22 protein-coding genes and 2 pseudogenes are annotated in these 22,169 nt (G+C 60.3%); 4 read left to right on the top strand and 20 right to left on the bottom strand.

The genetic code is table 11. The features are described 5' to 3' along the window. Positions 1–68 precede the first annotated feature (68 nt). The 7 genes from NKI95_RS20670 to NKI95_RS20640 form a co-directional block, all read right to left on the bottom strand. A complete protein-coding gene (locus tag NKI95_RS20670) occupies positions 69–230 on the bottom strand; it encodes an IS66 family transposase zinc-finger binding domain-containing protein (RefSeq protein ID WP_352719155.1) in 162 nt (53 codons plus the stop codon). A 231-nt stretch (positions 231–461) separates the two neighbouring features. Next, on the bottom strand, positions 462–929 hold the full coding sequence (locus tag NKI95_RS20665) for a hypothetical protein (protein WP_352719127.1): 468 nt from the start codon (positions 927–929) through the stop codon (positions 462–464). Between the two features lie 5 nt (positions 930–934). Then, positions 935–1,288 (bottom strand): LacI family DNA-binding transcriptional regulator, encoded by a 354-nt coding sequence (locus NKI95_RS20660; RefSeq protein ID WP_352719126.1) that lies wholly within the window; start codon positions 1,286–1,288, stop codon positions 935–937. A gap of 339 nt (positions 1,289–1,627) precedes the next feature. Further along, the gene (locus tag NKI95_RS20655) at positions 1,628–2,083 is read right to left on the bottom strand and encodes a type II toxin-antitoxin system VapC family toxin (RefSeq protein WP_352719124.1); all 456 of its coding nucleotides are present in this window, start codon (positions 2,081–2,083) and stop codon (positions 1,628–1,630) included. Further along, a complete protein-coding gene (locus NKI95_RS20650; RefSeq protein WP_352719123.1) occupies positions 2,064–2,306 on the bottom strand; it encodes a type II toxin-antitoxin system Phd/YefM family antitoxin in 243 nt (80 codons plus the stop codon). The genes NKI95_RS20655 and NKI95_RS20650 overlap by 20 nt, the downstream gene beginning before the upstream one ends. 491 nt (positions 2,307–2,797) lie before the next feature. Next, positions 2,798–3,925, bottom strand: a complete 1,128-nt coding sequence (locus NKI95_RS20645; RefSeq protein ID WP_352719122.1) for an NAD(P)/FAD-dependent oxidoreductase — start codon at positions 3,923–3,925, stop codon at positions 2,798–2,800. A 64-nt stretch (positions 3,926–3,989) separates the two neighbouring features. After that, positions 3,990–4,991: an SIS domain-containing protein gene (locus tag NKI95_RS20640; protein WP_352719121.1), complete on the bottom strand. Its 1,002-nt coding sequence runs from the start codon at positions 4,989–4,991 to the stop codon at positions 3,990–3,992. 102 nt (positions 4,992–5,093) lie between these two features. On the opposite strand from NKI95_RS20640, the gene NKI95_RS20635 reads away from it, so the two are divergent. The 4 genes from NKI95_RS20635 to NKI95_RS20620 all read left to right on the top strand — a co-directional run bounded on the left by NKI95_RS20635 (position 5,094) and on the right by NKI95_RS20620 (position 9,769). Then, on the top strand, positions 5,094–5,996 hold the full coding sequence (locus tag NKI95_RS20635) for a PfkB family carbohydrate kinase (RefSeq protein ID WP_352719120.1): 903 nt from the start codon (positions 5,094–5,096) through the stop codon (positions 5,994–5,996). Between the two features lie 114 nt (positions 5,997–6,110). Next, positions 6,111–6,947, top strand: coding sequence for an ABC transporter substrate-binding protein (locus NKI95_RS20630; RefSeq protein ID WP_352719119.1), 837 nt, complete (start codon positions 6,111–6,113; stop codon positions 6,945–6,947). A 76-nt stretch (positions 6,948–7,023) separates the two neighbouring features. Further along, positions 7,024–8,553, top strand: coding sequence for an amino acid ABC transporter permease/ATP-binding protein (locus tag NKI95_RS20625; RefSeq protein ID WP_352719118.1), 1,530 nt, complete (start codon positions 7,024–7,026; stop codon positions 8,551–8,553). An 88-nt stretch (positions 8,554–8,641) separates the two neighbouring features. Continuing rightward, a complete protein-coding gene (locus NKI95_RS20620; protein WP_352719117.1) occupies positions 8,642–9,769 on the top strand; it encodes a LacI family DNA-binding transcriptional regulator in 1,128 nt (375 codons plus the stop codon). A 313-nt stretch (positions 9,770–10,082) separates the two neighbouring features. Here NKI95_RS20620 and NKI95_RS20615 read toward each other — a convergent pair whose 3' ends face one another. The 13 genes and pseudogenes from NKI95_RS20615 to NKI95_RS34475 all read right to left on the bottom strand — a co-directional run bounded on the left by NKI95_RS20615 (position 10,083) and on the right by NKI95_RS34475 (position 22,143). Beyond that, complete coding sequence (locus NKI95_RS20615; RefSeq protein ID WP_352719157.1) at positions 10,083–10,268, bottom strand: hypothetical protein; 186 nt, start codon at positions 10,266–10,268, stop codon at positions 10,083–10,085. Continuing rightward, positions 10,248–10,796: pseudogene (locus NKI95_RS20610) on the bottom strand (NAD-dependent epimerase/dehydratase family protein); the annotation flags it as partial. The gene NKI95_RS20615 and the pseudogene NKI95_RS20610, both read right to left, overlap by 21 nt. A gap of 47 nt (positions 10,797–10,843) precedes the next feature. Then, positions 10,844–11,914 carry a GDP-mannose 4,6-dehydratase gene (gene gmd / locus NKI95_RS20605; RefSeq protein ID WP_352719116.1) on the bottom strand — a complete coding sequence of 357 codons (1,071 nt, stop codon included), beginning with the start codon at positions 11,912–11,914 and terminating at the stop codon, positions 10,844–10,846. Between the two features lie 485 nt (positions 11,915–12,399). Next, complete coding sequence (locus NKI95_RS20600) at positions 12,400–13,098, bottom strand: FkbM family methyltransferase (protein ID WP_352719115.1); 699 nt, start codon at positions 13,096–13,098, stop codon at positions 12,400–12,402. A 303-nt stretch (positions 13,099–13,401) separates the two neighbouring features. Continuing rightward, positions 13,402–13,827, bottom strand: coding sequence for a hypothetical protein (locus NKI95_RS20595; RefSeq protein WP_352719114.1), 426 nt, complete (start codon positions 13,825–13,827; stop codon positions 13,402–13,404). 8 nt (positions 13,828–13,835) lie between these two features. Next, complete coding sequence (locus NKI95_RS20590; protein WP_352719113.1) at positions 13,836–14,624, bottom strand: phosphatase PAP2 family protein; 789 nt, start codon at positions 14,622–14,624, stop codon at positions 13,836–13,838. 46 nt (positions 14,625–14,670) lie between these two features. After that, positions 14,671–16,008: an NAD(P)H-dependent oxidoreductase gene (locus NKI95_RS20585; protein ID WP_352719112.1), complete on the bottom strand. Its 1,338-nt coding sequence runs from the start codon at positions 16,006–16,008 to the stop codon at positions 14,671–14,673. Between the two features lie 47 nt (positions 16,009–16,055). Continuing rightward, positions 16,056–16,589, bottom strand: a complete 534-nt coding sequence (gene rfbC / locus NKI95_RS20580) for a dTDP-4-dehydrorhamnose 3,5-epimerase (protein ID WP_352719111.1) — start codon at positions 16,587–16,589, stop codon at positions 16,056–16,058. A 105-nt stretch (positions 16,590–16,694) separates the two neighbouring features. Beyond that, positions 16,695–17,852: a GHMP family kinase ATP-binding protein gene (locus NKI95_RS20575; protein WP_352719110.1), complete on the bottom strand. Its 1,158-nt coding sequence runs from the start codon at positions 17,850–17,852 to the stop codon at positions 16,695–16,697. Beyond that, a complete protein-coding gene (locus NKI95_RS20570) occupies positions 17,809–18,864 on the bottom strand; it encodes an NAD-dependent epimerase/dehydratase family protein (RefSeq protein ID WP_352719109.1) in 1,056 nt (351 codons plus the stop codon). Before NKI95_RS20570 ends, NKI95_RS20575 begins: the two co-directional genes overlap by 44 nt. Further along, positions 18,857–20,125 carry an HAD-IIIA family hydrolase gene (locus NKI95_RS20565; RefSeq protein ID WP_352719108.1) on the bottom strand — a complete coding sequence of 423 codons (1,269 nt, stop codon included), beginning with the start codon at positions 20,123–20,125 and terminating at the stop codon, positions 18,857–18,859. Before NKI95_RS20565 ends, NKI95_RS20570 begins: the two co-directional genes overlap by 8 nt. Further along, positions 20,122–20,775: an SIS domain-containing protein gene (locus NKI95_RS20560; protein WP_352719107.1), complete on the bottom strand. Its 654-nt coding sequence runs from the start codon at positions 20,773–20,775 to the stop codon at positions 20,122–20,124. Before NKI95_RS20560 ends, NKI95_RS20565 begins: the two co-directional genes overlap by 4 nt. A 182-nt stretch (positions 20,776–20,957) precedes the next feature. Continuing rightward, positions 20,958–22,143: pseudogene (locus NKI95_RS34475) on the bottom strand (integrase core domain-containing protein). Positions 22,144–22,169: the final 26 nt, after the last annotated feature.

Raw genomic sequence — 22,169 nt, 5'->3', positions numbered from 1 at the left:
AGCACTGCGGACAACTCGCACGAAAATTCACCCACACGCATGAATGAATTCCTCAACTCTAGGCGAAATTATGCGCTATTTGACTTTTGTTGTCGAATCCAGAATAGGTTCGACCGTGAGCGGATACGGCACGCGCATTTGGGTCGCGTGATGCGGACCACGCAAAGCTGCGCCGGAACCCAGTCGAGCGTGTTGCTGACGCTCTCACCCCTGGTGCGCCGCCCCAGCATGTGCAGACCGTGCGCCGATGTCGAGCAAAACATTCTCGCGCGGAAGATGATCGGGCAGCGTCTTACGATCGGACGGTCGCTCGGACGGCGACCTCTCGACGCTGGCTCGCCTCTCCCGCCGCGGGCAATATCGCCGTCGAGGCCTTCCAGGGCGAGAGCCAGTTGATCGGGTTCGGGGCCCACTCTCGCTTTCACCCTGCAGATGCCATATTTCTACAGCGTGATCTGGCTTTAGCAGCCTTCCGCCCTTAGGGATCGCACCATTCGCAGCACGACGGGATCGTACGGGATTTTTTCGGATCTGCTGTAGTTCATTGTAAAGAGCGCCGCACGGTCATTGCAGATCGCAATGATGCGTACATAGCGGATTTGCCCGTCCCTGAGGCCGGAATAACTGGCCCAAGTCGGCTTAACGCGCCGATAGGTCACTTTCCAGCCCGCCTTTTCGTCCTCGACGATTCGATGCTCTATCTCGGCGCGGAAACTGGCCTTTCCGAGCCTTGCGCCCCAAACAGCAAGAAAGGCCCCGTTTTTGCCCTGAAAAGCTGCCCCCTGATCGGAACGCTGAGTCAGAACAAAGCCAGGGGGCACATCGAATACAAAGCCAAACTGCTTGACGCCGAAGGGCTGCCACTCTTGCGCATAAAGAAGCGTGGTGGAAAACAACAACGAGACGAAGCTAAGCAGCAAACGGCTCATAGTGTTTAATTAGGGTCGCGTAATATATCGTCCATACCTTGCCGGATCCTGGTCGCAAATTTTTTGCCAACGCGACCTAGCATCGGCAAGCTGTCGCAGTCGTAGACACCGGCGGCGTTCACTCTTCCCAAAGTCTTTCGCCGATATGGGGCAGTTAAGCCGACGAGAGGCAATTGCCCGCTGCGCAGCGCCTGCGCGACGCGTTTGGCCCGATAGCCCAACCTGTCGGCTGCCTCGACCGCGCGAAGCGCGGTCTCGTCGCCGACGTAACCATAACTGTTGAGCGCCCGCGCAGCCGTCGCCCGCGATACGTTTGCCGCGGCGGCCACCTCTTTCAGAGTGATCCCCTTCTGCGTCAATGCTATCGGTCCTCCGGCGACCTGGGCGGCATGCCAGGAGCATTTTGGGCCCCAGCATTGCAGCCACCCTTGTCCCGCATATCGGCGGGTTGTCGAACTGCCAAGGCCGCTTGTGCCCGTTTCTTTCCGCAAATAGGATCCTAACCGTGTTTCGGGCCGACCGGCGGTCAAGCGCCCTCTGGGCACAAAATGCCTTCCTGGCCAGATGGCGCAGGTTGCCAGGTCGTTGTCGGTCAAAGTTCGGCCAGAAAATCGCGGCGGTCCAAGGGCAGCACGGAATCGAGAGCCGCGAAGGCTTCGGCACGTCGAACAACATAGGCAGGTGGTCGAGCGAAGAGGTCAGTTTCCATTCGCGAGCGGCCCGAGAATTCGGACTCCCTGGCGGCGCGCGGCAAGTGCGAGCTTGCGATCGAGGGTGGCCAGCGGCAACTCGGTTTCGATTGCCAGCGCAAGATAGGCGGCGTCATAGGCGCTGAGCCCGTGCGAAGCCGCTAGCGTCAGCACCGCGCCGTCCGACCCGCCGCCCGCGTCCTCCAGCGGCAATCGGCGCAGCCGTGCCATGGTGGTGGCAGCTTCGCCCGCCGCGATGCGGCCACGCCGCTCGGCAATCAGTACGACGTTCCGCGCCTCGTGCCAGAACAGGGAAGGGACAGGCGCCGTTGTTCCCGGCAATCGTCGCATCAGGGCGGCCGCCGCCTCGCTGTCTTCATCAGGAAGAATCCAGGCAGCCGCCATGGAAAGGTCGACAACGAAAGGCATCAGACGATGATCGCCATCAAGCGCGGCGCCCTTCATCGCGCCAGGCCCGAATTTCGTCCTGCGTCACGGGCCTGGCGCGGGCGCGGGCAGCGCTGATCTCTTCGATCACGGCTTCGACATCGTTGCGCCGTTGTATCCGCGACAGTTTAGCGATGGGATCGTTGCCGCGCGAAATAATCACCTCCTCGCCGGCTTCGACCCTTGAAAGCAGTTCCGAGAGATGCGTCTTGGCCTCGCCAACTTTCACCGTGATGGGCATTTCCTGTCCTTGTACGCGTCGGGGCCCTCGCGGCGAGCCGTGTTCATTGCCGTTGAGCTGAGTGTGGATTGCCCGACAATCGCTGTACGCGACAATAGGCGCAATGCTGACGCTTGGTCAAGGCTTGGTCAAGTCACTAGGCCTGGACACTGCCGACCCCTCGCACGCCGCAAGGCGGGCCGTCTCTCAACAAGGTGAAATTGTTCGTTCTGGTGGAACGGGGCTTCTGATCGTGCGCGGTTATCTGGTTTTCGCAGATGCGGAGGCTTGCAACTTGTCGCGGTCAGCGCACTCCAGTGGATCGCGAGTGGCTATCTGACCATAGTTTGCGGGGCATTCATCGTTGGGCGTGTCGCGCTTGGACGCGCAGCGCCGACACTCGTCGCCGTGTCTGTTGCCGTAAGACGACAACCTAATCACGCGATCCTGTCACCCATCTCTTCCAGGCCCGCGGCCCATCTGGACGGTTCGGCCTTGCCCCAATTGCCCTTTCAGCTGAAACGACTAGGGCGGAACGTTGCGAGCATGGGATGCGGATTGCCTGAGGCGATTTCTTTGGCAAGCAATTCGCCGACGATCAATCCAAGCGTGGCGCCGCTGTGGCTAAAGGCGACGTGAAGCCCGGCGACGGTCTCGACGGAGCCGAGCACTGGCTCGCCGTCGCCAGGGATAGGCTTCGGGCCAACTGCATAGGTAGCGAGTTCGAGCCGCGGATTGCCCTCGAGCACGGCGCTGGCCTCGTCGAGCAGTCCTTTTTTGGTCTTGTCGTGCACGGTGTAGGTGCCGTCCGAGTTGACCACGACTTCATCCTCCGACCATGCCGAATCCAAAACAAGTGCGCCATCCGGCGTCGGACGCACCGCCACGCGCGGCGTATTCAGCACGGCACGGAGCTCGGTCTTGATCGGCTTGGTTTTCAAGAGGAGTGAAATCGGCGTAGCGTCGGGGATATGGACTCCGAGCTCCGCAAGCATGACAGGCGTCGCTGGCCCAACGCAAAGGATCACTGCATCCGCCTTTACCGGCACACCATCGACAGCGACGACGCCACGCGCGCGACCACCTGTGGCATTTATCCTCACGCGCCCAGCGTCCCGAACAAGCTTGCCGCCGCGGGAGCGGAACTCATTGAGCAGCAGATCGATCAAAGAGGGCAGGTCAACCCATCCTTCGCCAGGATTGAAGATGGCACCCTGCGGGGTGATTGCGCTGGCGTTGACGCCGGGCGTCACTGCACCGACTTCGGCAGGGCCGAGCAGAAGCGCGTCATAACCAATATCCTGCTCCAACTGGCAGACGGACGCGATCTGGTTCGATTCATCATCCGCATCCCAGGTGAGGCCGCCGTCAAAGCGAAGCCACGACGCCGTTTCCGGCCTTGTGGCGGCCAGGGTCCGATAACGGTCGATGCCTGCAAGCCTCAATCGGTGGTAGGCAGTGTCGGCACGTCGCGCTGAGTTCAGCCAGGAAAGTGAACGGCCGGATGCACCGTTGGCCGGCGCGCCGTCGTTGACAATGGTTACATCAACGCCAAGACGAGCAAGGTGCAACGCAGAAGAGATGCCGAAGATGCCCGCGCCGATAACAACGACATGGCGCGGCTTTGGGGATGCAGTCATAGAGAAATCCTTCTTCGCAGAAGACGGGCTGGGGGTTGTTGGATCGCTGCAGAGTGCGGCGGAACTAATAGTCGGTGAGCTTGTTCATGTAGCGCCGGCCCTCAAGCATTGGCCGGCCGCGCAGACTGGCCAGCTCGTAGGCAAAACGCCATAGACTGTCGAAGAAGACCAAGGGCACGAGATAGGGTTTGATGTGTTCGGACATACCGCTGAGGTCGAGTTCCGCTCCATCGAGCACCAGGATGTTTTCCCGGCTGCCGTACTTGAAAAGGAAATCGCGGGCGCGTTCGGAAAGGCTCCGCGTTTCGTCCAAACCCAGCAAGACCACGAAGCAAGCGTCCCGGTCCACCACCTCAAATGGGCCGTGAAAGAATTCGTTGGCGTGTATGGCTTGCGAGTCGAACCACTGCATCTCCATCAACACGCAGATGGCGTACGAATAGGCCGCACCATAGCTGGCACCGCCGGCCAGTGTGTAGATCGCTTTGCGCGGCGCGAAACGGGGTGCGAAGGCCTGAAACCGGGCGGCATAGGTCCGGTGCGCACGTTCGATCGCCGGCTGAAGATGGCTCAGGCTCATCAGCAGATCGGCGGTCAGCCCAGCATTCTCCCGAGCATCGATTAGGCCGGCCAGCAACGTGTAGAGCACGCCGTAATTGCTGCGGGCTGCATCGATCGGTTTGCCCGTCGTGTAGGAGGCCTGGTACGCCACAGGGTGGTCGACGGCGCGCGCGAGGGGCGATACCTGGTCAAGGGTCATGCCGATTGTCGTTGCGCCTCGATTTCTTGCGTGATTGGCCGCTCGGACGGTCTCCTTGGTGGTTCCGGTCTGCGAGCAAAGGACAACGAGCGTGTCAGGTCCCAACCGTCGCGGGTCTCGGCAGACGAACTCATCCGCGTTGTAGATGTCGCAGGCGAATGTGCCGCTGCGACGGTCGACGAAGTATTTGCCTGCCATCATGATCGAGAGCGAGCCGCCGCACGCCACGAGAAACAGGTGCGAAAACTGCCTGCCCGCCGTAGCGGTCAGGGTGCGTTCTACGTCGGCGGGAAGGGCGGAAATCATGAGGGTCCTCTTCTCGATGATAGAGCTTGGGCCGGCGCACAATTGACAAATGGCAGGCCATTGTGCGAACGTTCTCATATCCTTTAAACTGAAAGTCCTGCGATGGTCAAGATTGCCGCGATGGGCGACAACGTGGTCGATTGTTATCTCGCTCGCGGCGAGATGTATCCTGGCGGAAATTGCCTCAATGTCTCGGTCTATGTCAGCCGCTTCGGCGGGCAGTCGGCCTATGTTGGGGCGATCGGCAAAGACCGGGCAGGGGACTTGATCCACGCCGCACTCAAGTCCGAGCGCGTGGGCGTCACCCGATTGCGGCGCCTTGAAGGGCCGACCGCCTATTGCCTCATAGGTCACCGAAACGCCGATCGGATCTTCCTGGACTTCGACCTCGGCGTCTCGATGTTCACGCCGACGCAAGAAGATCTGCATTTTCTCTCGGGCTTTGAGGCCGTTCACATTGGCCAATCCAGCGGGTTAGACCCATGGGTTGCTGCGGTATCGAGTAAAGCACTGTTATCTTACGATTTTTCAACGCGGCGGGACCCGGGACATCGACTCGAGATTGGGCCTCATTGCTATCTGGCCTCCGTCTCGGGTGATGGTCTCGACGACAATGAATTGGCTGCAATCGCATCCGAACTTCTTGCATGTGGTTCAAGGTGGGTTTTGGTGACTCGTGGTCGAGCCGGCGCCGTGCTTCACAGCGACACCGTCTCCTACCGCACCCCGGCGCAGCTGGTCGAACCCGTCGATACCCTGGGCGCGGGCGACACCTTCATCGCCAGAACGCTATTCGGCCTGCTTAAGGAAGAGGCGCCTCAGAATATTCTCCGCGATGCTGCAGAGGCGGCGGCTGCTACCTGTCAGTACTACGGCGCGATCGGCCATGCGGCAGCAATCGATATTGGAAAGATTACGGTGGAGATCCTCCGCGGAACGGCACAGGAAACCAGTCTAGCTGCGAAATTCTCCCGACCAATTGACGCGAGAAATGTACAATGCTAGACGAAGTGATAACGTTCTCATTCATCTAACTGAACGCCGCCCAGGAGCGTTTTGATGGATTAGACGTCGAGTGGGATCGCAGGCCGAGTTCGGCCAATCTTAAGAGGAGAAGACATGCAAACGAATTCAAGCAGGCGCCAACTGGTGAAATGCGGTCTGGCGCTGACTATCGCTCTTGTGACAGGACTTAGCACGTTGGCTGCATCAACGCAGGCAAAGGCGGCCACCAATCCCTACAACCTCATTGACCCTGCTGTGATCAGTGTCGGGACGATGGGCGATGCGAAACCCTATGTCTTCACCGACGCCAACGGCAACTTCACCGGCTTCGACGCTGAACTCTTCCGCGACGTGGCGCGCCGGCTCGGGTTCAAGGAGGAGCAGGTCGTTTTCACCGGCCAGGAATTCTCGGCGCTCCTGCCGTCTGTCGCCAACGGTCGCTTCGACGTCGCTGTCGCCGCCATCGGCACGACCGCGGAGCGCAAGAAGACAGTGGATTTTGGCGACGGCTATCTCGCCGGCTACCTGTCGATCATTTCGGCGGATCCGGCACTGACAAGTAATGAAAGCACCGCCGGAAAGCGCATCGGCGTGATCCAGGGGACGCTGCAGGAGATCTATGCAGAGAAGAATCTGAAGGGCGACATCGTCAAATTCCCCGACAACAACACTGCGGTGGCGGCGCTGAACAACGGAACGATCGATGGCCATTTCACTGACTATGAGTCGGCCAAGCAGTATGTGGAGCGCTATAAGAACCTGAAGATAACCATGAATGTGCCGTCCTTCGATGCGCCGGCCGGGTTCGTGGTCAAGAAAGGCAACGATGCCTTCCGCGAGGCGCTAAACAAGGCCCTGCGCGAGGCCATGGACGATGGCACCTGGAAACGGCTGCACGAGAAGTGGTTCCCGGGCACTCCGATGCCGGATCAATATCTGCCCAAGAAGTAAATTCGCGCGTATTTGTTATCGTTTCCGGCCGGACCCGTGAGCAACGGTGCCCGGCCGAGTTGTAGATGGACTTGATATGAGCTGGTTCGACACCTTCGCCCGCAGCTTCCTGGATTTCCAGGCGATGGCAGAAGTTCTGCCGAACATGGTGACGGTCGGCCTCAAGAACACCTTGATCCTGGCCCTTGCCTCGACGTTTTTCGGGACGCTGATCGGTATCGTACTCGCCGTGATGGGGATTTCCGAGAACCAGCCGCTGAAACTCCTTGCCCGAGTCTACACCGATATCTTCCGCGGGCTTCCTGCCATTGTCACAATCCTGATCATTGGCCAAGGCTTCGCGCGGTTGGGCCGAGATCTGTTCGGTCCATCGCCTTATCCGCTGGGCATTCTGGCGCTCAGCCTGATCGCCGGCGCCTACATCGGGGAGATTTTCCGCGCCGGCATTCAGAGCGTCGAGCGTGGTCAGATCGACGCCACGCGCACTCTCGGCATGACATATGGCCAAGGCATGCGCCTTGTGGTGATCCCGCAAGGCATCCGTCGCGTCCTGCCTGCACTGGTCAACCAGTTCATCGGCAATGTTAAAGACTCCAGCCTGGTCTATTTCCTTGGTCTGCTCGCCTCCGAACGCGAACTGTTCCGCGTCGGCCAAGACCAGGCTGTGCTGACCGGCAACTTGTCGCCGCTCTTGCTGGCCGGCGTGTTCTATCTCGTGATCACGGTGCCGCTGACCCATCTCGTCAACTACATCGACGCGCGCATGCGTGTCGGCAAACGAATCACCGCCGTGCAGAGTGGCCTCAAGGAAGTCACCGAGCTTGCCGAAGCCGTCGTGCCGGGCGCAGCGACGTTGCCCGCAGCACAGCCCATTCGCTTCAAGGGTGGGGGCATCGAGGTGAAGAATATCGACATGGCCTACGGCGCCGTCCAGGTGCTCCATGACGTCAGTCTGAAAGTGCAACCCGGGACCGTCACCTGCCTCATCGGTCCGTCCGGCTCGGGCAAGTCCACCTTGCTGCGTTGCCTCAACCGCCTAGTAGAGTGTCGAGCCGGTGACATTCTGCTCGATGGCGAAAGCATCTACAAACAGACCCCTGACCAGCTCCGGCGGCGCGTCGGCATGGTTTTCCAGCAGTTCAATCTGTTTCCCGACCGCAGCGCGCTCGCCAACATCACTCTGGCGCTGCGCAAAGTTAAACGCATGTCGCGCGAGGAGGCTGAGGGCGCGGCCTTAGCCAGGCTGCATGAAGTCGGACTGCTGGAGCGCAAAGATCATCGGCCGGCCAATCTCTCGGGCGGGCAACAGCAGCGGGTGGCCATCGCGCGTGCGCTCGCCCTCGAACCCGAAATTATGCTGTTCGACGAAGTCACCAGCGCGCTCGATCCGGAATTGGTCAAAGGCGTCCTGAACTTGATGGCCGATCTCGGTCGGGGCGGGATGACGATGGTGGTCGTAACACACGAGATGAATTTCGCCCGCAAGGTCGCGAACCAGGTCGTATTCATGGACGAGGGGCGGATCGTCGAGGCAGGGCGACCGGAGGACCTTTTCGACAATCCGCAGAGCCCGCGTCTTCGGCGCTTTCTGTCGGAGGTGCTGTGATTCAAATGGTGTGCGCAACGGCGGGTGCTGCGGTGTTCGGCCTTGCGGGGCGTGCCTAACTGCCGCTAGTTCGTCGCCACGACGTTGCATGGTCGGCGGGACTTGCTGGGTGACTCAAAGATCCAAAAACGCAACTATCATCGAAGTCGCTCGCCGGGCTGGAGTGAGCTCTGCCACGGCTGGGCGCGTTCTTGGTGACTACGGCTACAGCAGCCCTGAGGTCCAGGAGAAGGTGCGCGCCGCAGCAGCTGCGCTGGGTTATCGCCCCAATCGCCTGGCCAAAGGTCTGATCACCGGTAAGACGCAGACTATCGGAGTTGTCGTGGGCGACATCGAAAGCCCATTCTATGCAAGCGTGCTGCGCGGAATAGGGGACGTCGCGCGCCGTGGCGGCTTCGGGGTTATCGTTACGAATAGTGACGAAAATGCCGAACTCGAGCGAGAGGCGGTGCAGCTGCTGTTGGAAAAGCAGGTCGATGGTTTAGTCGTCTCATCGACCTTCTTGGACGAGCCGGATCATCTTCGTGAAGCAGTCGCGGCCCGCTGTCCCGTCGTGCAGTTCGACCGCATCGTGGCGGGCATGCAAACCGATTCGGTCGTGGTCGACAACGTTTCTGTAACGCGTAACAGCATCGCGGCGATCATCGCCGCCGGACACAGCCGCATCGGAATATTGGCGGAACTCGGGCCGGACCAACGCGATGATGTTGGCTCCTTTGTGGCAAACGCTGATCTCTCCAGCTCCGACGTTCGCTACCATCATCCAAGCTGGCAACGGTTGTTGGGTTATCTCGAAGCCCATCGCGCCGCGGGCATTTCGCCGGATCCGCAGTTGATCCGCCGCGTGGCGGTCTATTCCAGCGAGGCAGCCCGCAAGGAGGCGCTCGATCTGCTGACAATGCGCAATGCACCGTCCGCTCTGTTTACCGCCGATGGTGTGATGTCGACAGGAGTTCTGGAGGCGATTTCCGCATTGAAGCTTGCGATTCCAGGAGACGTTTCGCTGCTTTGCTTCGACGATCTCGACTGGATGCAATTCGTGGCCCAAGGTATCACAGCCATCGCGCAGCCGGCGCATCTGATCGGAGCGACGGCAGCAGAGCTTCTCTTGAAGAGGCTGGCTCGGGACGCCGCACCTTTCGAACACCGTGTTCTCGCGGCCCGCTTGGTGGAGCGTAATTCAATTGCGGTTCATCTCAATCGCGAGGCCGTCTGACCTGGCCGCAACGGTCTATAGCTGGGGCTGCAGCGCCTCTCTATATCGAGGTCGATGCCATGCAGGGATATTGACCTGCCGTATGTTTCTTCGCTTGCCTACACGCCATCGGCCATTTGCGGCTCGGCTCGGCTGAATGACAGCCCACGCGGACTGCTGGGTCGGACCATTATTGCCTGAGATGCCCCCGGCGTGAGCTGCGCAAGAAAACGGGTGAGCGCATCCGGATTCCGATTGCGAATCTCGAAGTCGTTCTTGCGCCGGATTGCGCTGCGCACAAGCCTGACCCCGAAATAGCGGAACGGCTCTGGAGCTAATGCCAGCCGCCGGTCGATGCCGACAAAGCTACAGGCGCAATGCCGGTTCCTTTGAAGCCCATGCCATAGAAAATGTTGCGATGACCGCGCAGGTGATCGAAGATGGGGACATGCTCGGGCACGCAGTGGATCGGGCCGGCCCAGTCATAGTTGATCGGGACCGCGTCGTGGGTCGTGCGCATGAGTGCGGGGACAACGTGGCTATTCTCCGGGTCGAAGTTGTCGCCTGGACCGTATAGGTTACAGGGCATTGCCGAACATAGTCAGCACCGTACTGGCGGCGGTAGGCCTGACACAGCTTGAGACCGGCGATCTTGGCGATAGCGTACCACTCGTTGGTGGGTTCCAAGGGGCCCGTGAGAAGCGCGTGTTCCGGGATCGGCTGTGGCGCCAGCTTCGGGTAGATGCAGGATGAGCCCAAGAACCCAGTCTGTCGACGTCACAACGGAACGTGGCGTGGATGACATTCGTTTCGATCAGCAAGTTGTCGGGCAGGAAATCGGCCGGATAGCGATCGTTGACGAGAATCCCGCCGACCTTTGCGGCTGCTACGACCACGGCGTCGGGCCTGGTTTCTGTCATCCAGCGATGCACGGCGTCCAGATTTCGAAGGTCGAGAACGTCGCGGAGCCATTAGGACCTCGCAGGTTTCCTCCTCCAGTCGCCGCGCTACACCCGAGCCGACATGCCGCGTTGGCCAGCACAAATATCCGTTTTGCGTCGAGCCGATAAGGTGGTCCATGGCCGGTGGCCCTTTCTAGACGCTACTGTCCCTGTGCCAGCTCTCTCGCTCCAGACGTTTCAGATCGGCGGCCACCATTTCCGCCACGAGGTCGCTGAACGTCGTCTTTGGCGACCAGCCGAGCTTTGAGCGGGCTTTCGCCGGATTTCCCATCAGGAGATCGACCTCCGTCGGACGGAAATGGCGTGGGTCGACTCGGACGAGGATCTCTCCTGTCTTGCCATCTCGGCCGATCTCGTTCACCCCCTTACCTTCCCAGACGATGACGCGGCCGACTGCCCGAAAGGCACGCTCTACGAACTCTCGAACCGAGTGGGTTTCGCCCGTGGCGAGGACGAAGTCGTCTGGCTCGGCGTGCTGAAGAATCCGCCACATGCCCTCCACATAGTCGCGAGCATGCCCCCAGTCGCGTTTCGCATCCAGATTTCCAAGATAGAGGGCGGACTGGAAGCCTCGCTCGATACCGGCAACCGCACGTGTGATCTTGCGGGTCACAAACGTCTCGCCGCGCGTGGGGCCTTCATGATTAAACAGTATGCCATTGGAAGCGAACATTCCGTACGCTTCACGGTAGTTGATCGTGATCCAATAGGCATAGAGTTTGGCCGCCGCATAGGGAGAGCGCGGGTAGAACGGCGTCTTCTCCGTCTGAGGCACCTCCTGGACTTTGCCGAACAACTCGGAGGTTGACGCTTGATAAAAGCGCACCCGCTCTCCCATCTTCAGGATGCGGATGGCTTCAAGCAGCCTGAGTGTGCCAAGGGCATCGGCGTTGCCGGTATATTCAGGCGTCTCGAAGCTTACCTGGACATGGCTTTGGGCCGCCAGATTGTAGATTTCGGTGGGGCGAGTCTCCTGAATGATGCGGATGAGATTGGTCGCATCGGTCAGGTCGGCGTAGTGGAGAAAAAAGCGTGCGTCTGGTTCGTGCGGATCGACGTAGATGTCGTCGATGCGTTCGGTATTGAAGGAGGAGGATCTGCGTTTCAGTCCGTGGACAGTATAGCCGTTCTCCAGCAGCAGTCTGGCAAGGTAGGCACCGTCCTGACCGGTCACACCAGTTATGAGCGCAATGCGATCTGTCATCGGGTCCCATCCAATCGTTTGAGGGCTGTGGTGGCGCCGTCGACCGACGATCTGCCCCCACACTCCTTTAATGAAGGGCGAAAGCGCCTTGTTCGACCAGAGTGTCATTGTGGGAGGCACGCCAGCAAAAGGAGGTAATCCCCACCGCTCAATGCCCGTCACAGCTACTTCCCGTGCGTCCCCTTTCTGCTTGGCTGGGCTCTTCAGCCTATGCTCCTATGGCATGGACGTAGCCGCCCTGCCGCGAGCCGTCAGTTCACAAGCGCGCTTGCGCCACCGCTTCTCCGCGAGCTGCTTGCCGGCCATGCTGCCGTCGGCAATGCCGAACATGTGGGTCGGCTGACCAGTCCGGCGCGGGCGATGCCTGCTGAGAAACGGTTCGCGTCCGGCCTGCATCTCGGGGTCACCTGACAAGCGTGGCGTCAGGTTGTTGCCGACGATCCCCGCCACCGAGGGCGGCTTGTCGAAAGTTCTCGAAAGGCTTGTTATCGCGTCAGCAAAAATGACAATTCGTGGCCCGCAGGAGAAACATGGAACAGGGTGTAACCCTGGCCCTTTATCGCTTCCACTGTTCGGTAGGTTTGCTCCACCGGAGTGCGGTGCCACCAGTGGTGAAACTCGACGAGAATCTGTCTCGGTAAGACATCAGATCCAAGCACCTCTGGAAGGACGTCGTGCTCTGCCCCCTCGACGTCGAGTTTCAGCACATCTATAGTTGCCAGTCCGAGCATATCCAGGATAGTAGAGTATCGCCTCACGTTGCAGACAATGCTCTTGCCTGTAACCATCTTCGTGGAAAAATTGCTGCGTGTATCATCTTCGGACACAGAAAACGTCTGCTCCCCGTCGAAATTAGATATTCCCAAGGGGTAGATCCGCACAGTGGGGGGTAATTCCTGAGCGGCAATCCAGTCAAGACTGGCCGGAGTCGGATCAAACCCAAAGACCTTTGCACCGAATACTTTGCTGATTTCCTGATCAAATGAAATGTCGTCCCCTAAGCCAAATGAAAGAACAATAGGGGCGGGAGCATCTAGAAGAGGCTCGACCGCAACCACCCAACCTCCATATGCGGAGCCGAGTTTTTGTGTAGGAACGGAGCATTCGGGCCGGAGAAGATGATCGAATCCTAAGGCCGCTCTTACAACGCGCTTACAATACCGGAGCCAATCTGGATTGTACATCAATAGTGCCTTTGGCTTATTTATTGTAGCTGTTCCGCTTGACTGCGCCGTCCTCACCGTGTCCAAAATGGACCAGAGCGCCAGATGGGTTCAGTCTGGCGTAACGCGGAGCGGCTATCGCCCTGTGAATTTTACATCAATTCCCTCCCGCGACCAGAGTGCCATTGTAGCAGGCGCTCCAGCAAAAGGAGGTAATCCCATCGCTCGGCGTTCGTAACAGATGCTGCGGGAGCGTCGCCTTGGGCTGGGCCAATGTCTTCGCCCTACTGCATAGGAAGTAGCCGCCCCGCTGCGAGCGCCGGCTCACGAGTCCCTATGCCGATGCCCTTGTCCGTGGGTTGTGCCGGCTACTGCGGAGCCGAAGAAGTGGCAATCCTGTCGTTGCGGAGCTGAACGCAGGAAGGGCGGGCAGTGCGAATCGGCCTTGGCGGTTGCAACGAAATTGACCTGGGTTCGCCGAGCGGAGAGATCGGGCTTGTTGAACAGCGCGGCGCGCGCAATGTATTTGGGTATCTCAAAATGGCAGAGGTGATAGGGCCAGTGGAAGCCGTAGAGGGGCCTTATACAGCTTGCCGGATGCTTATGTTTTGATCCCTTGCATTGAGGTAATTCGCCGCTGTTGCGAACACCCTTCAGCATGATTGTTGTTGTTTGGCCAAGATGACGCTTCCAGCCCGGCGATGCACGCACGATAAATTCGAGGTCGTCGTGTCCGCTGGCCGGCTTCACACCAGTTCCTACTGGAGAAGCCCTTTGGCAAGTTCGCGCAAGTCCTGGAACGCAACAACAACGTATGAGGCCAGAAAGCTGCACAGATAGAAGCTTGGCGGGGCGCCGTGCTCCCACCGGAGAACCAGGGCGCCGAGTTCAAGGCTCGGTCGCGTTTGTGCTAGCCATGCCAAGGTCGCGGCCAAGGCGAGGCTACCCAGAGCATTGGTCGGGTAATGCAGCCCCAAGTAGACTCGCGCAAGCTCTACCACCAAGGTACAGGCCAGGGCGAGGAGTCCGAGTTCGAAGTGAACGAGAAGAATGGCGATCGCTAGACCCGCGAACAGAACCGCTCGCTCGCTGGGGAACCCGGGGGTGCCGGCGAACGGCGCTGAGCGCAGAACGGCAGCGTCGCCCAGAACATCCGGGATATGAATCCCAAGTGCGGAGTCAAAAATCGGCTTTGGCGTCGTCGGCAGATTGCGCTGCAGGAAATGCGCTACGAGCGCCGCGAGGACAGCTGCGCAGACGCCGCTCACCAGCCTTGCCCTCGATTCCGGCCCGTCATGGGCGAACCAGCAATACCAAAGCAAGGACACAGCTATAGCGCCCTCGGTTGTTGGGTAGACGGCACCGAAAGCGAGCCGGCTGGCGAAGGGCTGATTGCTCGCTACGGTGTTGACGGCCTTTGCGAGGGGCCTATCGATCCAATCCGGGTTAAGGGCCAGGAAAGTCGTACCCACAAAGAGGAGGCAAAGCGCGGCAGCATGCGTCAGGCAATGTAAATCGGATAACGTTCGCGCCATCGGTTCGGCCATCTCAACTCTCGGGGTTCGGTCGGCGGAACAACTGGAGTTCCGCTAACTAAGCGGTCGCAGAAACCTCGCGGCGCAGGGAGGCTGCAGAGCGGCCGAAGAAGGCAAGATCCTGCTCCCGGCGCAGCGCGTCGCAAAGCCGCCCGACCGGAAGCTCAATGTCGTCATAGCCGAGCACCTCGTCCCGCTTCACGTCGCGCAGCAGCCGGCAGCCCTCGGCGAGCCCGATCGGCACAAGCCGCTCGGCGTGCACCGTCAGCGCGTTCTCGCAGAGCCCGTAGGTCATGTAATGTCCAAGGCCATCGAGGATCTCTCCGGCACTAAGATCCCGCTTGGCGGCGGCCACCACATCAACGGTCGGTGCGCCCAGGGGCGCAATCGCAGCATCGCGGAATATTGCGGCTCTCGCGACCGTGGAGGGCACCTCGAAATGACACAAATGATAAGGCCAATAGAAACAGTAGAGCGGTCCGGGCCCCATCTTGTAGAGTGAGAGATAGTGCTTCTCTACGGCATCCTCTGTGGTGCCAAGAACGAAGATGCCGGGGTTGGGCATGGCGCCGACACAATAATCAACTATCCCCGGCCCCTCGAGGAGCTGATTGAGCGGATACCAGCCGACCGCCCCCTGGATCGGGCTACCAGGCTCGACAACAGGCCCGTACATGCCGCGCTTCGCCACCCGCATGCCTGTGGCGTTGGCTACGATGGCGTTCTCGAACGAGATCTTCGTGCCGTCCGCGAAGGAGGTGACCATCGGGGCCTTCATCCCCCACTTCTTGGCAAAACCCTCCTGGGTCGTCGGGTTTCGGTAGGGATCGTGCAGGCCCTTGATGTTCCCGCAAAGCACCGGACGTATGCCCAGGCCCCTGACCCAACGGTAGAGGTTCATGATTACACCGGGCTGATCCCCCTCCACATTGGTGAGGACCACTCCTGCCCGGTCGGCATACACTTTCAGGATCGGTCCGATCGTGCCGTCGAGCTCGGCATTCATCAGGGCGACATGCTTGCCGTGCCGGATCGCGCGCATTGTGACGTGGGCAGCGAATTCGATCGCGCCTGTCGCTTCGACGATGACGTCGATGCCGTCGGCCTCGCAAATGTGCATCGGGTCCGCCGTGATCGCGCGGCGACCGCGCGCCACGAGATCCTCAAGCGCTTTGGTGCTGGTCGCCTCCGTCACATCGTCTTCGCCTGCAGCGGCATAGGCATCTCGCGCTTTTTCCACGTGCCTGTTGGAAATCGCCACGAGCTCTATGCCTGGGACATATCGCAGCATCTGAAGCGCGATGCCTTGGGCCATGAAGCCGGCCCCCACCATACCCACGCGAATTGGCCGCCCCTGAGCCTGGAGCCTCTCCAACTCCCTGTCGACAATGAACATTTACGTTTCCCCTGTGCTGCTCCTCAAAAGGTCGTGGCGGCGAAAGGTTAGCGGTCATAATCCGGCCAGCTTCGGTCCTTGTCAGAAATCTGCGCCGGCGCATCCACCGGCCACTGAACGGCGAAGGCAGGATCGTTCCAGCGAACACCGCGCTCGGCTGCCGGTGTGTAGAATTCGGAGACGAGATATGTCGCCTCGGAGTGGTCCTCCATGGTGAGAAAGGCGTTCGCGCAGCCCTTAGGTATCACCAGCATTCGTTCGTTCGCCGCTGAAAGTTCCACCGTGAGGTGCTCCTTATAGGTGGGCGATTGGGGCCGCAGGTCGATCAGCACGTCGTACAGGCTGCCCCGGATGCAACGAAGCATCTTGTCCTCGCCATGGGGAGCCAGCTGGTAATGGAAGCCGCGCAGTGTGTGCTTGTGCCTGTTGTATGAAATATTCATCTGCACGACACGATCGGGAAGCCCCTGCTCGGCAAACTCCCGCGAACACCAGCCGCGTGCGAAAGAGCCCCGCTCGTCTTCGAATTTCTGCAGTTCCACCAGGGTGGCGCCGGGAATATCGGTCTTTATGAAAAGCATCGTAGATCCATTGGTCAAATGAGTGTCACGTCGGGTCGCATCTCCGACGATCTCTCCTGAGGGTTGCTCGCGCCGGCGGTCCGCTTGTGCGATCGCGGGACGGCATCAGACTTGCGCCGGATGCAAGAGGCGCGAGCCGTGGACTTCATAGCCGATAGGCACATAGGCTAGGTGTGAGAGTGCGCGTCGGACACTTTCCCGGCGTTCCGGCTTGACCGCGAACATAAGGAATCCGCCGCCGCCGGCGCCACACAGCTTGCCGCCTTCCGCACCAGCATCCCTGGCGAGGTCGTAGTGGCCATTGATCTCCGCGTTGCTCACGCGGGACGCCAAACTCCGCTTCATCTCCCACCCTGCGTGAAGGGCCGCACCGAAGCGTTCTATGTCGATGACGGGCTCCGAAAAGATCTCCTGAAGCATGAAGGCATCGTCCCGCATCCGCCTGAGCGTATCGAGATTGCTTGACGTTTTCGCCTTCTGCTCTGCCAGCACGGAACTGGCCGGTCGCTGATGCGATGTCCAGAACATCATCAGGTTGCTGAAGAGATGTTCGACGGCGCCATTGCGCACCCGCTGTGGCTCGACCGTTACTGCGCCGCCCGGCTGGAAGCGGAACAGGTTCATGCCCCCGAACGCGGCGGCATACTGGTCCTGCTTGCCAATCGGTTCCTTGAGGATGTCCATCTCGATGTGACATGCCTCTTCGGCCAGTTGGCCAGGGGTGACACGTTCTCCCCGGAATGCATGCAGGGCGTTGAGCAGTCCCACCGTGAACGAGCTCGACCCCCCCATGCCCGTCGAGGCCGGCATGTCTCCGACCGTCGAGATGTAAATTGGTGGTTCGATCTCCAGGAAACGCAGGCATTCGCGAGCGATGTTGTTCTTGATCTCCCCTATGGTGTTTACCTGCTCCGTCTGTGAATAGTTCAAGCGGATGGGTTCATTAAAGATCACGCTGTGACGCTTGACGGTGACATAGATGTACTTGTCCACTGCCGCGCTGAAGACCGCGCCGCAATCGAGATTGTAGAAATCGGGCAGATCAGTACCGCCGCCAGCAAAACTGACGCGCAAAGGAGTGCGCGTCAGCACGAGAGACGGTAAACGCTGTGCGGCGCGATCGATGATGGTCGGAAGGTCCAGTCCTGAGCGGCGCTCCACGACTTTGGTCCCGTCTAGCTGTTCCATATTTTGCCCTCGAAAATCGACGGAATGAAAATTAGGCAACACGCGGCTGTGCCGTTCGCCAGCGCAGTTGATCATCGAGCATCCCCGCCTTGAGCAAATGATCGAGCCAGCGCAGCCGCGTGAAGCGCTTGTCGGTAAAGTCTTCAAATGTAAGTGCGATCGAGCGGAACGCCTCGTAAAGCTCCTGCGCTCGCATGCGCGCCGTCCACTGAAACTCGAAATCCGGGAAAGTCCGTGAGAACTTGCTGAAGTCCGCCTTGTAGGTCCTTTGATCCGCGCCCGGCTTCGGTGTCATTGTGAGCTGCGCGCCGGGGACGGCCTCAACGGCGATCTCCGCTATCTCGCGCACCTGAAGATTGAGGCTTTCAACACCCATATTGAACGCCTCATTGTGAATGTCCTGTAGCGGCGCCTCCAGCATCAATTTGAAATAGCGCGCGACATCCTGGACATGAACCAGGGGCCGCCATGGCGTGCCATCGCTATGGACTTCGACACGTCCAGTGGTGAAGGCGCTGCCCATGAAATTGTTCAGCACGGTGTCGAAGCGCATTCGCGGCGAGAGACCATAGACGGTGCCGTTGCGGCAATAGACGGGCGAGAACCGGTCGTCCGCCAGGGCGCGCAGCGCTTCTTCGGCAACAGCCTTCGATCTTGCGTATTCTGTTTGCGGCGCCAGCGGGGCGGTTTCGTCGACGACGGCGGCTTCCGACATGCCATACATGATGCAAGAGGAGGAAAATAGGAACCGCCGGATGCCCGCCGCCTTGGCCATCGTGGCCAGACGAACTGTCCCTTCCTCATTGATCTGCCTCGTCCAATCCGCGTTGAGATTTCCGATCGGGTCGTTCGAGAGTGCCGCCAGATGGATCACCGCGTCAAAGCCCTGCAGATCCGGGGGTTCGATGGCGCGCAGATCCTTTGTGATCTCGGGCACACTGGCATTGTCGGCTCCCAGGGTGCACGAACGAAAATATCCTATGTCTAGCCCGACCACCTCATGGCCCGCCGCCTGCAACACGGGCACCATGACAGAACCGAGATATCCATTGTGTCCGGTGACGAGAACGCGTGTTGGTTCATTCATGTCTGCCGTGCTCCGCTTTCGAAAGGAGTTGACGGGTGAGGTCCAGAAGCGAGCATTGCTCGCTTACTTGCGCATATAGGCAGTCTGCGGCTTCGGCCGCTTGACGGTCACGATCGTCATCGCCGACAAAGAGTGTGCGTGTGAGATCGAGATCAAAGTCGCGCTGTGCCTGATACAGCATGCCGGGTTTGGGCTTGCGGCAGTCGCAGCCGTCGTCCCAGCCGTGTGGGCAGTGGTAGATCTCCGCGATCTTGCCGCCGACGGCTTCGGACTCCGCGCACATGCGCTGGTGAAGCGCCTCGAGATCAGCGGCGGTCATCGCTCCGCGCGCTATCCCTGCCTGGTTGGAGATGATGACTATGCGGTAGCCGGCCTCGTTCAGAAGGGCCAACGCCTGCTTTGCACCCGGAACCCACTCCCACTGGTCCCATGAACACACATATTGAGCCCGTGGCGGTCTGCAGTTGAGTACGCCGTCCCTATCTACGAGCATGGTTTTTTCGCGGCTCATAAAGCGCTCCGTCGCGGGTAGACGCTCGATCGAGCCCACGCTGTAATAGCGGTGCTCGCTCACGAAGCCGGCGAGCCGATGCTGCGTCGCGAGCGGCGTGTAGATGGCCTCCTCGAAGAGGGTGTCCTCGTCGGGCAGGAGTTCGAGGGCGAGATCGGTCAGTATGGCATAGCTGATCTCGACTCCCTGCAGCCCGGGCGTGGTGCGGAGCCGGTCGAAGACGGTCACATTGTCGTTCGCATCAAGGATCACGCTGCCGCGTGAATAGCCGTCCTTGTTGCTGTAGACCGTGATCATTCCAGGCTTGCCGGCCGCACAGAAGCGTTGCCACAGCCGCTCGATGCGCATCGGCCAGTAATTGTCGCAATACAGCAGCAGGAAGCACGGATCTATGAGGTGACGGGCATTGGATACCCGGCTGCTGGTGAGGTCGTCGGGACGGGTGACGGCATATTCGATACTGAGGCCGAACCTGCTGCCGTCGCCGAAATGGTCCATCACGACATGGGGCAAATACCCGAGTAGAAGAAGAACCCTTTCGAACCCCTCCTGCCGCAGCTGTTCGATCTGGTATTCCAAAAAAGGGCGGCCGAGCACCGGCACCATTGGTTTCGGGCGATCGAGTGTGATCGGCCGCATGCGCGTGCCACGCCCGCCGGCCAGGATGACCGCCTGGCGCGGCCGGCTGTAGGTGCGGCCTTCGACATCTGCCTTTTGCAGCCAGGGAGAGCTCGGCAGGACAATATTCATTGACCGCGCTCCGGTCGGTCGGCGATGAGGTATCGCGTGATGGCATGACAGATCGCGGCGTGGACGTCCTCGACGAGTTCGTAGGTGCCTTTTTCGGACCTCACCCATACTGGCTGATCGACGAGCGCTTTAAGCGTGCCGCCGTCAAAACCGACAATACCGATGGTGGTTACCTTCCTTTCGCGAGCGAGTTCGACTGCCCGCACGAGATTAAGCGAGTTCCCGCTGGCTGAAATCACTATGAGCAGGTCACCCGGCTTGGCGAAGTTCTCCATCTGGCCGGCAAAGATACGCTCGTAGCCTTCGTCATTGCCGAGCGCCGTCATCCAGGAGACGTTGTCTGTCAGGCCTATGACCCGGATTGGCTGCCTTCCCGAGCGTTTCGTGGCCTTACCGAGGTCATTGACCCAGTGGGAGGCGGTCGCTGCGCTGCCGCCGTTGCCGGCGACGAAGACTGTGCCGCCCGCATCGCGTACGGCGCGCAGCAACTGTATCGCCTCCTGCACGGCGTCCGTATCGATCTGCGCCAATGCGATGCAAAGCGATGCCAGATAATCCTGCGTGAATTCTTTAGGCTGCAACCAGAGGGCATCATCCCGCGAACTTTTGCGACATGCCACCACTCCCTGATCGATCGCGAGCTCTGTCATGCCACCCTCGATTGCTGCAATGGTGAGCCATCATCACAGCGTGCGAGCACTTCGAGTTCAATTGCTATTCCGAAACGGGAAGCTGGCGGGCGGCGCTCATCGGAGGTACTTAAAAGGAATATCCCTTGTTCTCTCCGTTGCGGCCGGCACGCCGGCAGGTCGCCATATCGGCGTCAAGATCGTCACGGTGTCGCCCGACAACAATGCCGTAGGCAACCCGCGGCGCTGCGGCGCACCAGCTTCATGCGCCTGGTATCGATGATGCCAAGTGGATGGGCGTGGAAGCGGAGCGCCCATTCACCATCCTCGGTTTCGGCGGCGACCGCTTCGCCGGCCAGCGCCTTGGAAACGTGGACGAGGCCGCCGTTCCGCCTGATCTCGCCATCGTGGCGCACGCTGCGCGCCGCCGCCTGGGCCGGATAGTCGGGCTCGGGCGGTGTCGTCGGCATGGCACGAGTCGAGGCGCGGTAATGCTGCGCCGGGGTGTCCATGGCCAGCGCCTCATGCGGACGCTCCTCATTGTAGGCGTGCCGGAAAGCCTCGAAGGTTTGCCCCTGGGCCGTTCTGTCGGCCTGCGGCGCCTCGGCCAGCGGCAGCATGGTCAGGTGAAAGCGCTCGTGGCGGCCGTTCTGCTGCGGCTTGCCGGGCGCGATCCGCTCCAGCGTGATGCCGAGCTTGATGAAGTGCACCGCAAGCTGCGTCAACCCGGTAACGCCGGCCGACGCGAAGAGCGGGCCATTATCGCTTCTGAGCCGATCCGGCAGCCCATGCTCCTCAAACAGCCGCTCGAATACCGGCCAAGCCTCGTCATCCGCCGTCGAGCCCGTCGCCTCGAGCGCCAACAGGTAGCGGCTCGACGCATCCATCACCGTCAACGGCTCGCAGCGCCACCCGTCACGGGTCCGGACCAGCCCTTGTGATCACACGTCCACACCGCGTTCGGTGCCTCGGCTTGCGGTCACGGTCCGTTGCCGCAGGCCCGCAGCCGTGCCCGCTTGCGGACGCTGACAAGGCCGTGCCGAGCAAGGATCGCCCCAGCCGTCGAGGCCGATGGCCAGGCCAACTCGGGAGCGATGCGCTTCAGCCGTGCTACGATCTCTTCGGTCCCCACAGCGGATGCGTCTCCTTGGCCGCAACGATCTGTTCCACCAGATCCAAAGCCGTCGCCCGGCCATGATTGAGCGGCGCCCGCGGCAGATCAGGCAAACCTTCCGGGCCGAGCGCACGATAGCGACCAAGCCATTTGTAGCCGGTCTTGCGCGATAGCCCGAAGCCAGCACACAACTCGCTCATCGTCTCATCGCCCGCCAAGCACTCCACAACAAACCGAAGCCGCTCGTCCATGATGCCAGTCTCTTGCCAAACCATCGCTGGTCCTCCTGGCGGACAAGAAA

The sequence above is a fragment of the Mesorhizobium sp. M0306 genome (assembly GCF_040321655.1).
Lineage (GTDB): Bacteria > Pseudomonadota > Alphaproteobacteria > Rhizobiales > Rhizobiaceae > Mesorhizobium.
This window is presented reverse-complemented; position numbering and strand designations above follow the sequence as displayed.

Bases quoted from the DNA above. Each gene is read 5' to 3' on its own strand.
- NKI95_RS20665 (WP_352719127.1), bottom strand. From the start codon at position 929: ATGAGCCGTTTGCTGCTTAGCTTCGTCTCGTTGTTGTTTTCCACCACG.
- NKI95_RS20575 (WP_352719110.1), bottom strand. From the start codon at position 17,852: ATGATCAACTGCGCTGGCGAACGGCACAGCCGCGTGTTGCCTAATTTT.
- NKI95_RS20635 (WP_352719120.1), top strand. From the start codon at position 5,094: ATGGTCAAGATTGCCGCGATGGGCGACAACGTGGTCGATTGTTATCTC.
- rfbC (WP_352719111.1), bottom strand. From the start codon at position 16,589: ATGCTTTTCATAAAGACCGATATTCCCGGCGCCACCCTGGTGGAACTG.
- NKI95_RS20615 (WP_352719157.1), bottom strand. From the start codon at position 10,268: ATGCGCACGACCCACGACGCGGTCCCGATCAACTATGACTGGGCCGGC.
- NKI95_RS20570 (WP_352719109.1), bottom strand. From the start codon at position 18,864: ATGAATGAACCAACACGCGTTCTCGTCACCGGACACAATGGATATCTC.
- NKI95_RS20585 (WP_352719112.1), bottom strand. From the start codon at position 16,008: ATGTTCATTGTCGACAGGGAGTTGGAGAGGCTCCAGGCTCAGGGGCGG.
- NKI95_RS20600 (WP_352719115.1), bottom strand. From the start codon at position 13,098: ATGTACAATCCAGATTGGCTCCGGTATTGTAAGCGCGTTGTAAGAGCG.
- NKI95_RS20670 (WP_352719155.1), bottom strand. From the start codon at position 230: ATGCTGGGGCGGCGCACCAGGGGTGAGAGCGTCAGCAACACGCTCGAC.
- NKI95_RS20565 (WP_352719108.1), bottom strand. From the start codon at position 20,125: ATGAATATTGTCCTGCCGAGCTCTCCCTGGCTGCAAAAGGCAGATGTC.
- NKI95_RS20560 (WP_352719107.1), bottom strand. From the start codon at position 20,775: ATGACAGAGCTCGCGATCGATCAGGGAGTGGTGGCATGTCGCAAAAGT.
- gmd (WP_352719116.1), bottom strand. From the start codon at position 11,914: ATGACAGATCGCATTGCGCTCATAACTGGTGTGACCGGTCAGGACGGT.
- NKI95_RS20645 (WP_352719122.1), bottom strand. From the start codon at position 3,925: ATGACTGCATCCCCAAAGCCGCGCCATGTCGTTGTTATCGGCGCGGGC.
- NKI95_RS20625 (WP_352719118.1), top strand. From the start codon at position 7,024: ATGAGCTGGTTCGACACCTTCGCCCGCAGCTTCCTGGATTTCCAGGCG.
- NKI95_RS20630 (WP_352719119.1), top strand. From the start codon at position 6,111: ATGCAAACGAATTCAAGCAGGCGCCAACTGGTGAAATGCGGTCTGGCG.
- NKI95_RS20655 (WP_352719124.1), bottom strand. From the start codon at position 2,083: ATGAAGGGCGCCGCGCTTGATGGCGATCATCGTCTGATGCCTTTCGTT.
- NKI95_RS20640 (WP_352719121.1), bottom strand. From the start codon at position 4,991: ATGATTTCCGCCCTTCCCGCCGACGTAGAACGCACCCTGACCGCTACG.
- NKI95_RS20620 (WP_352719117.1), top strand. From the start codon at position 8,642: ATGGTCGGCGGGACTTGCTGGGTGACTCAAAGATCCAAAAACGCAACT.
- NKI95_RS20590 (WP_352719113.1), bottom strand. From the start codon at position 14,624: ATGGCCGAACCGATGGCGCGAACGTTATCCGATTTACATTGCCTGACG.
- NKI95_RS20650 (WP_352719123.1), bottom strand. From the start codon at position 2,306: ATGCCCATCACGGTGAAAGTTGGCGAGGCCAAGACGCATCTCTCGGAA.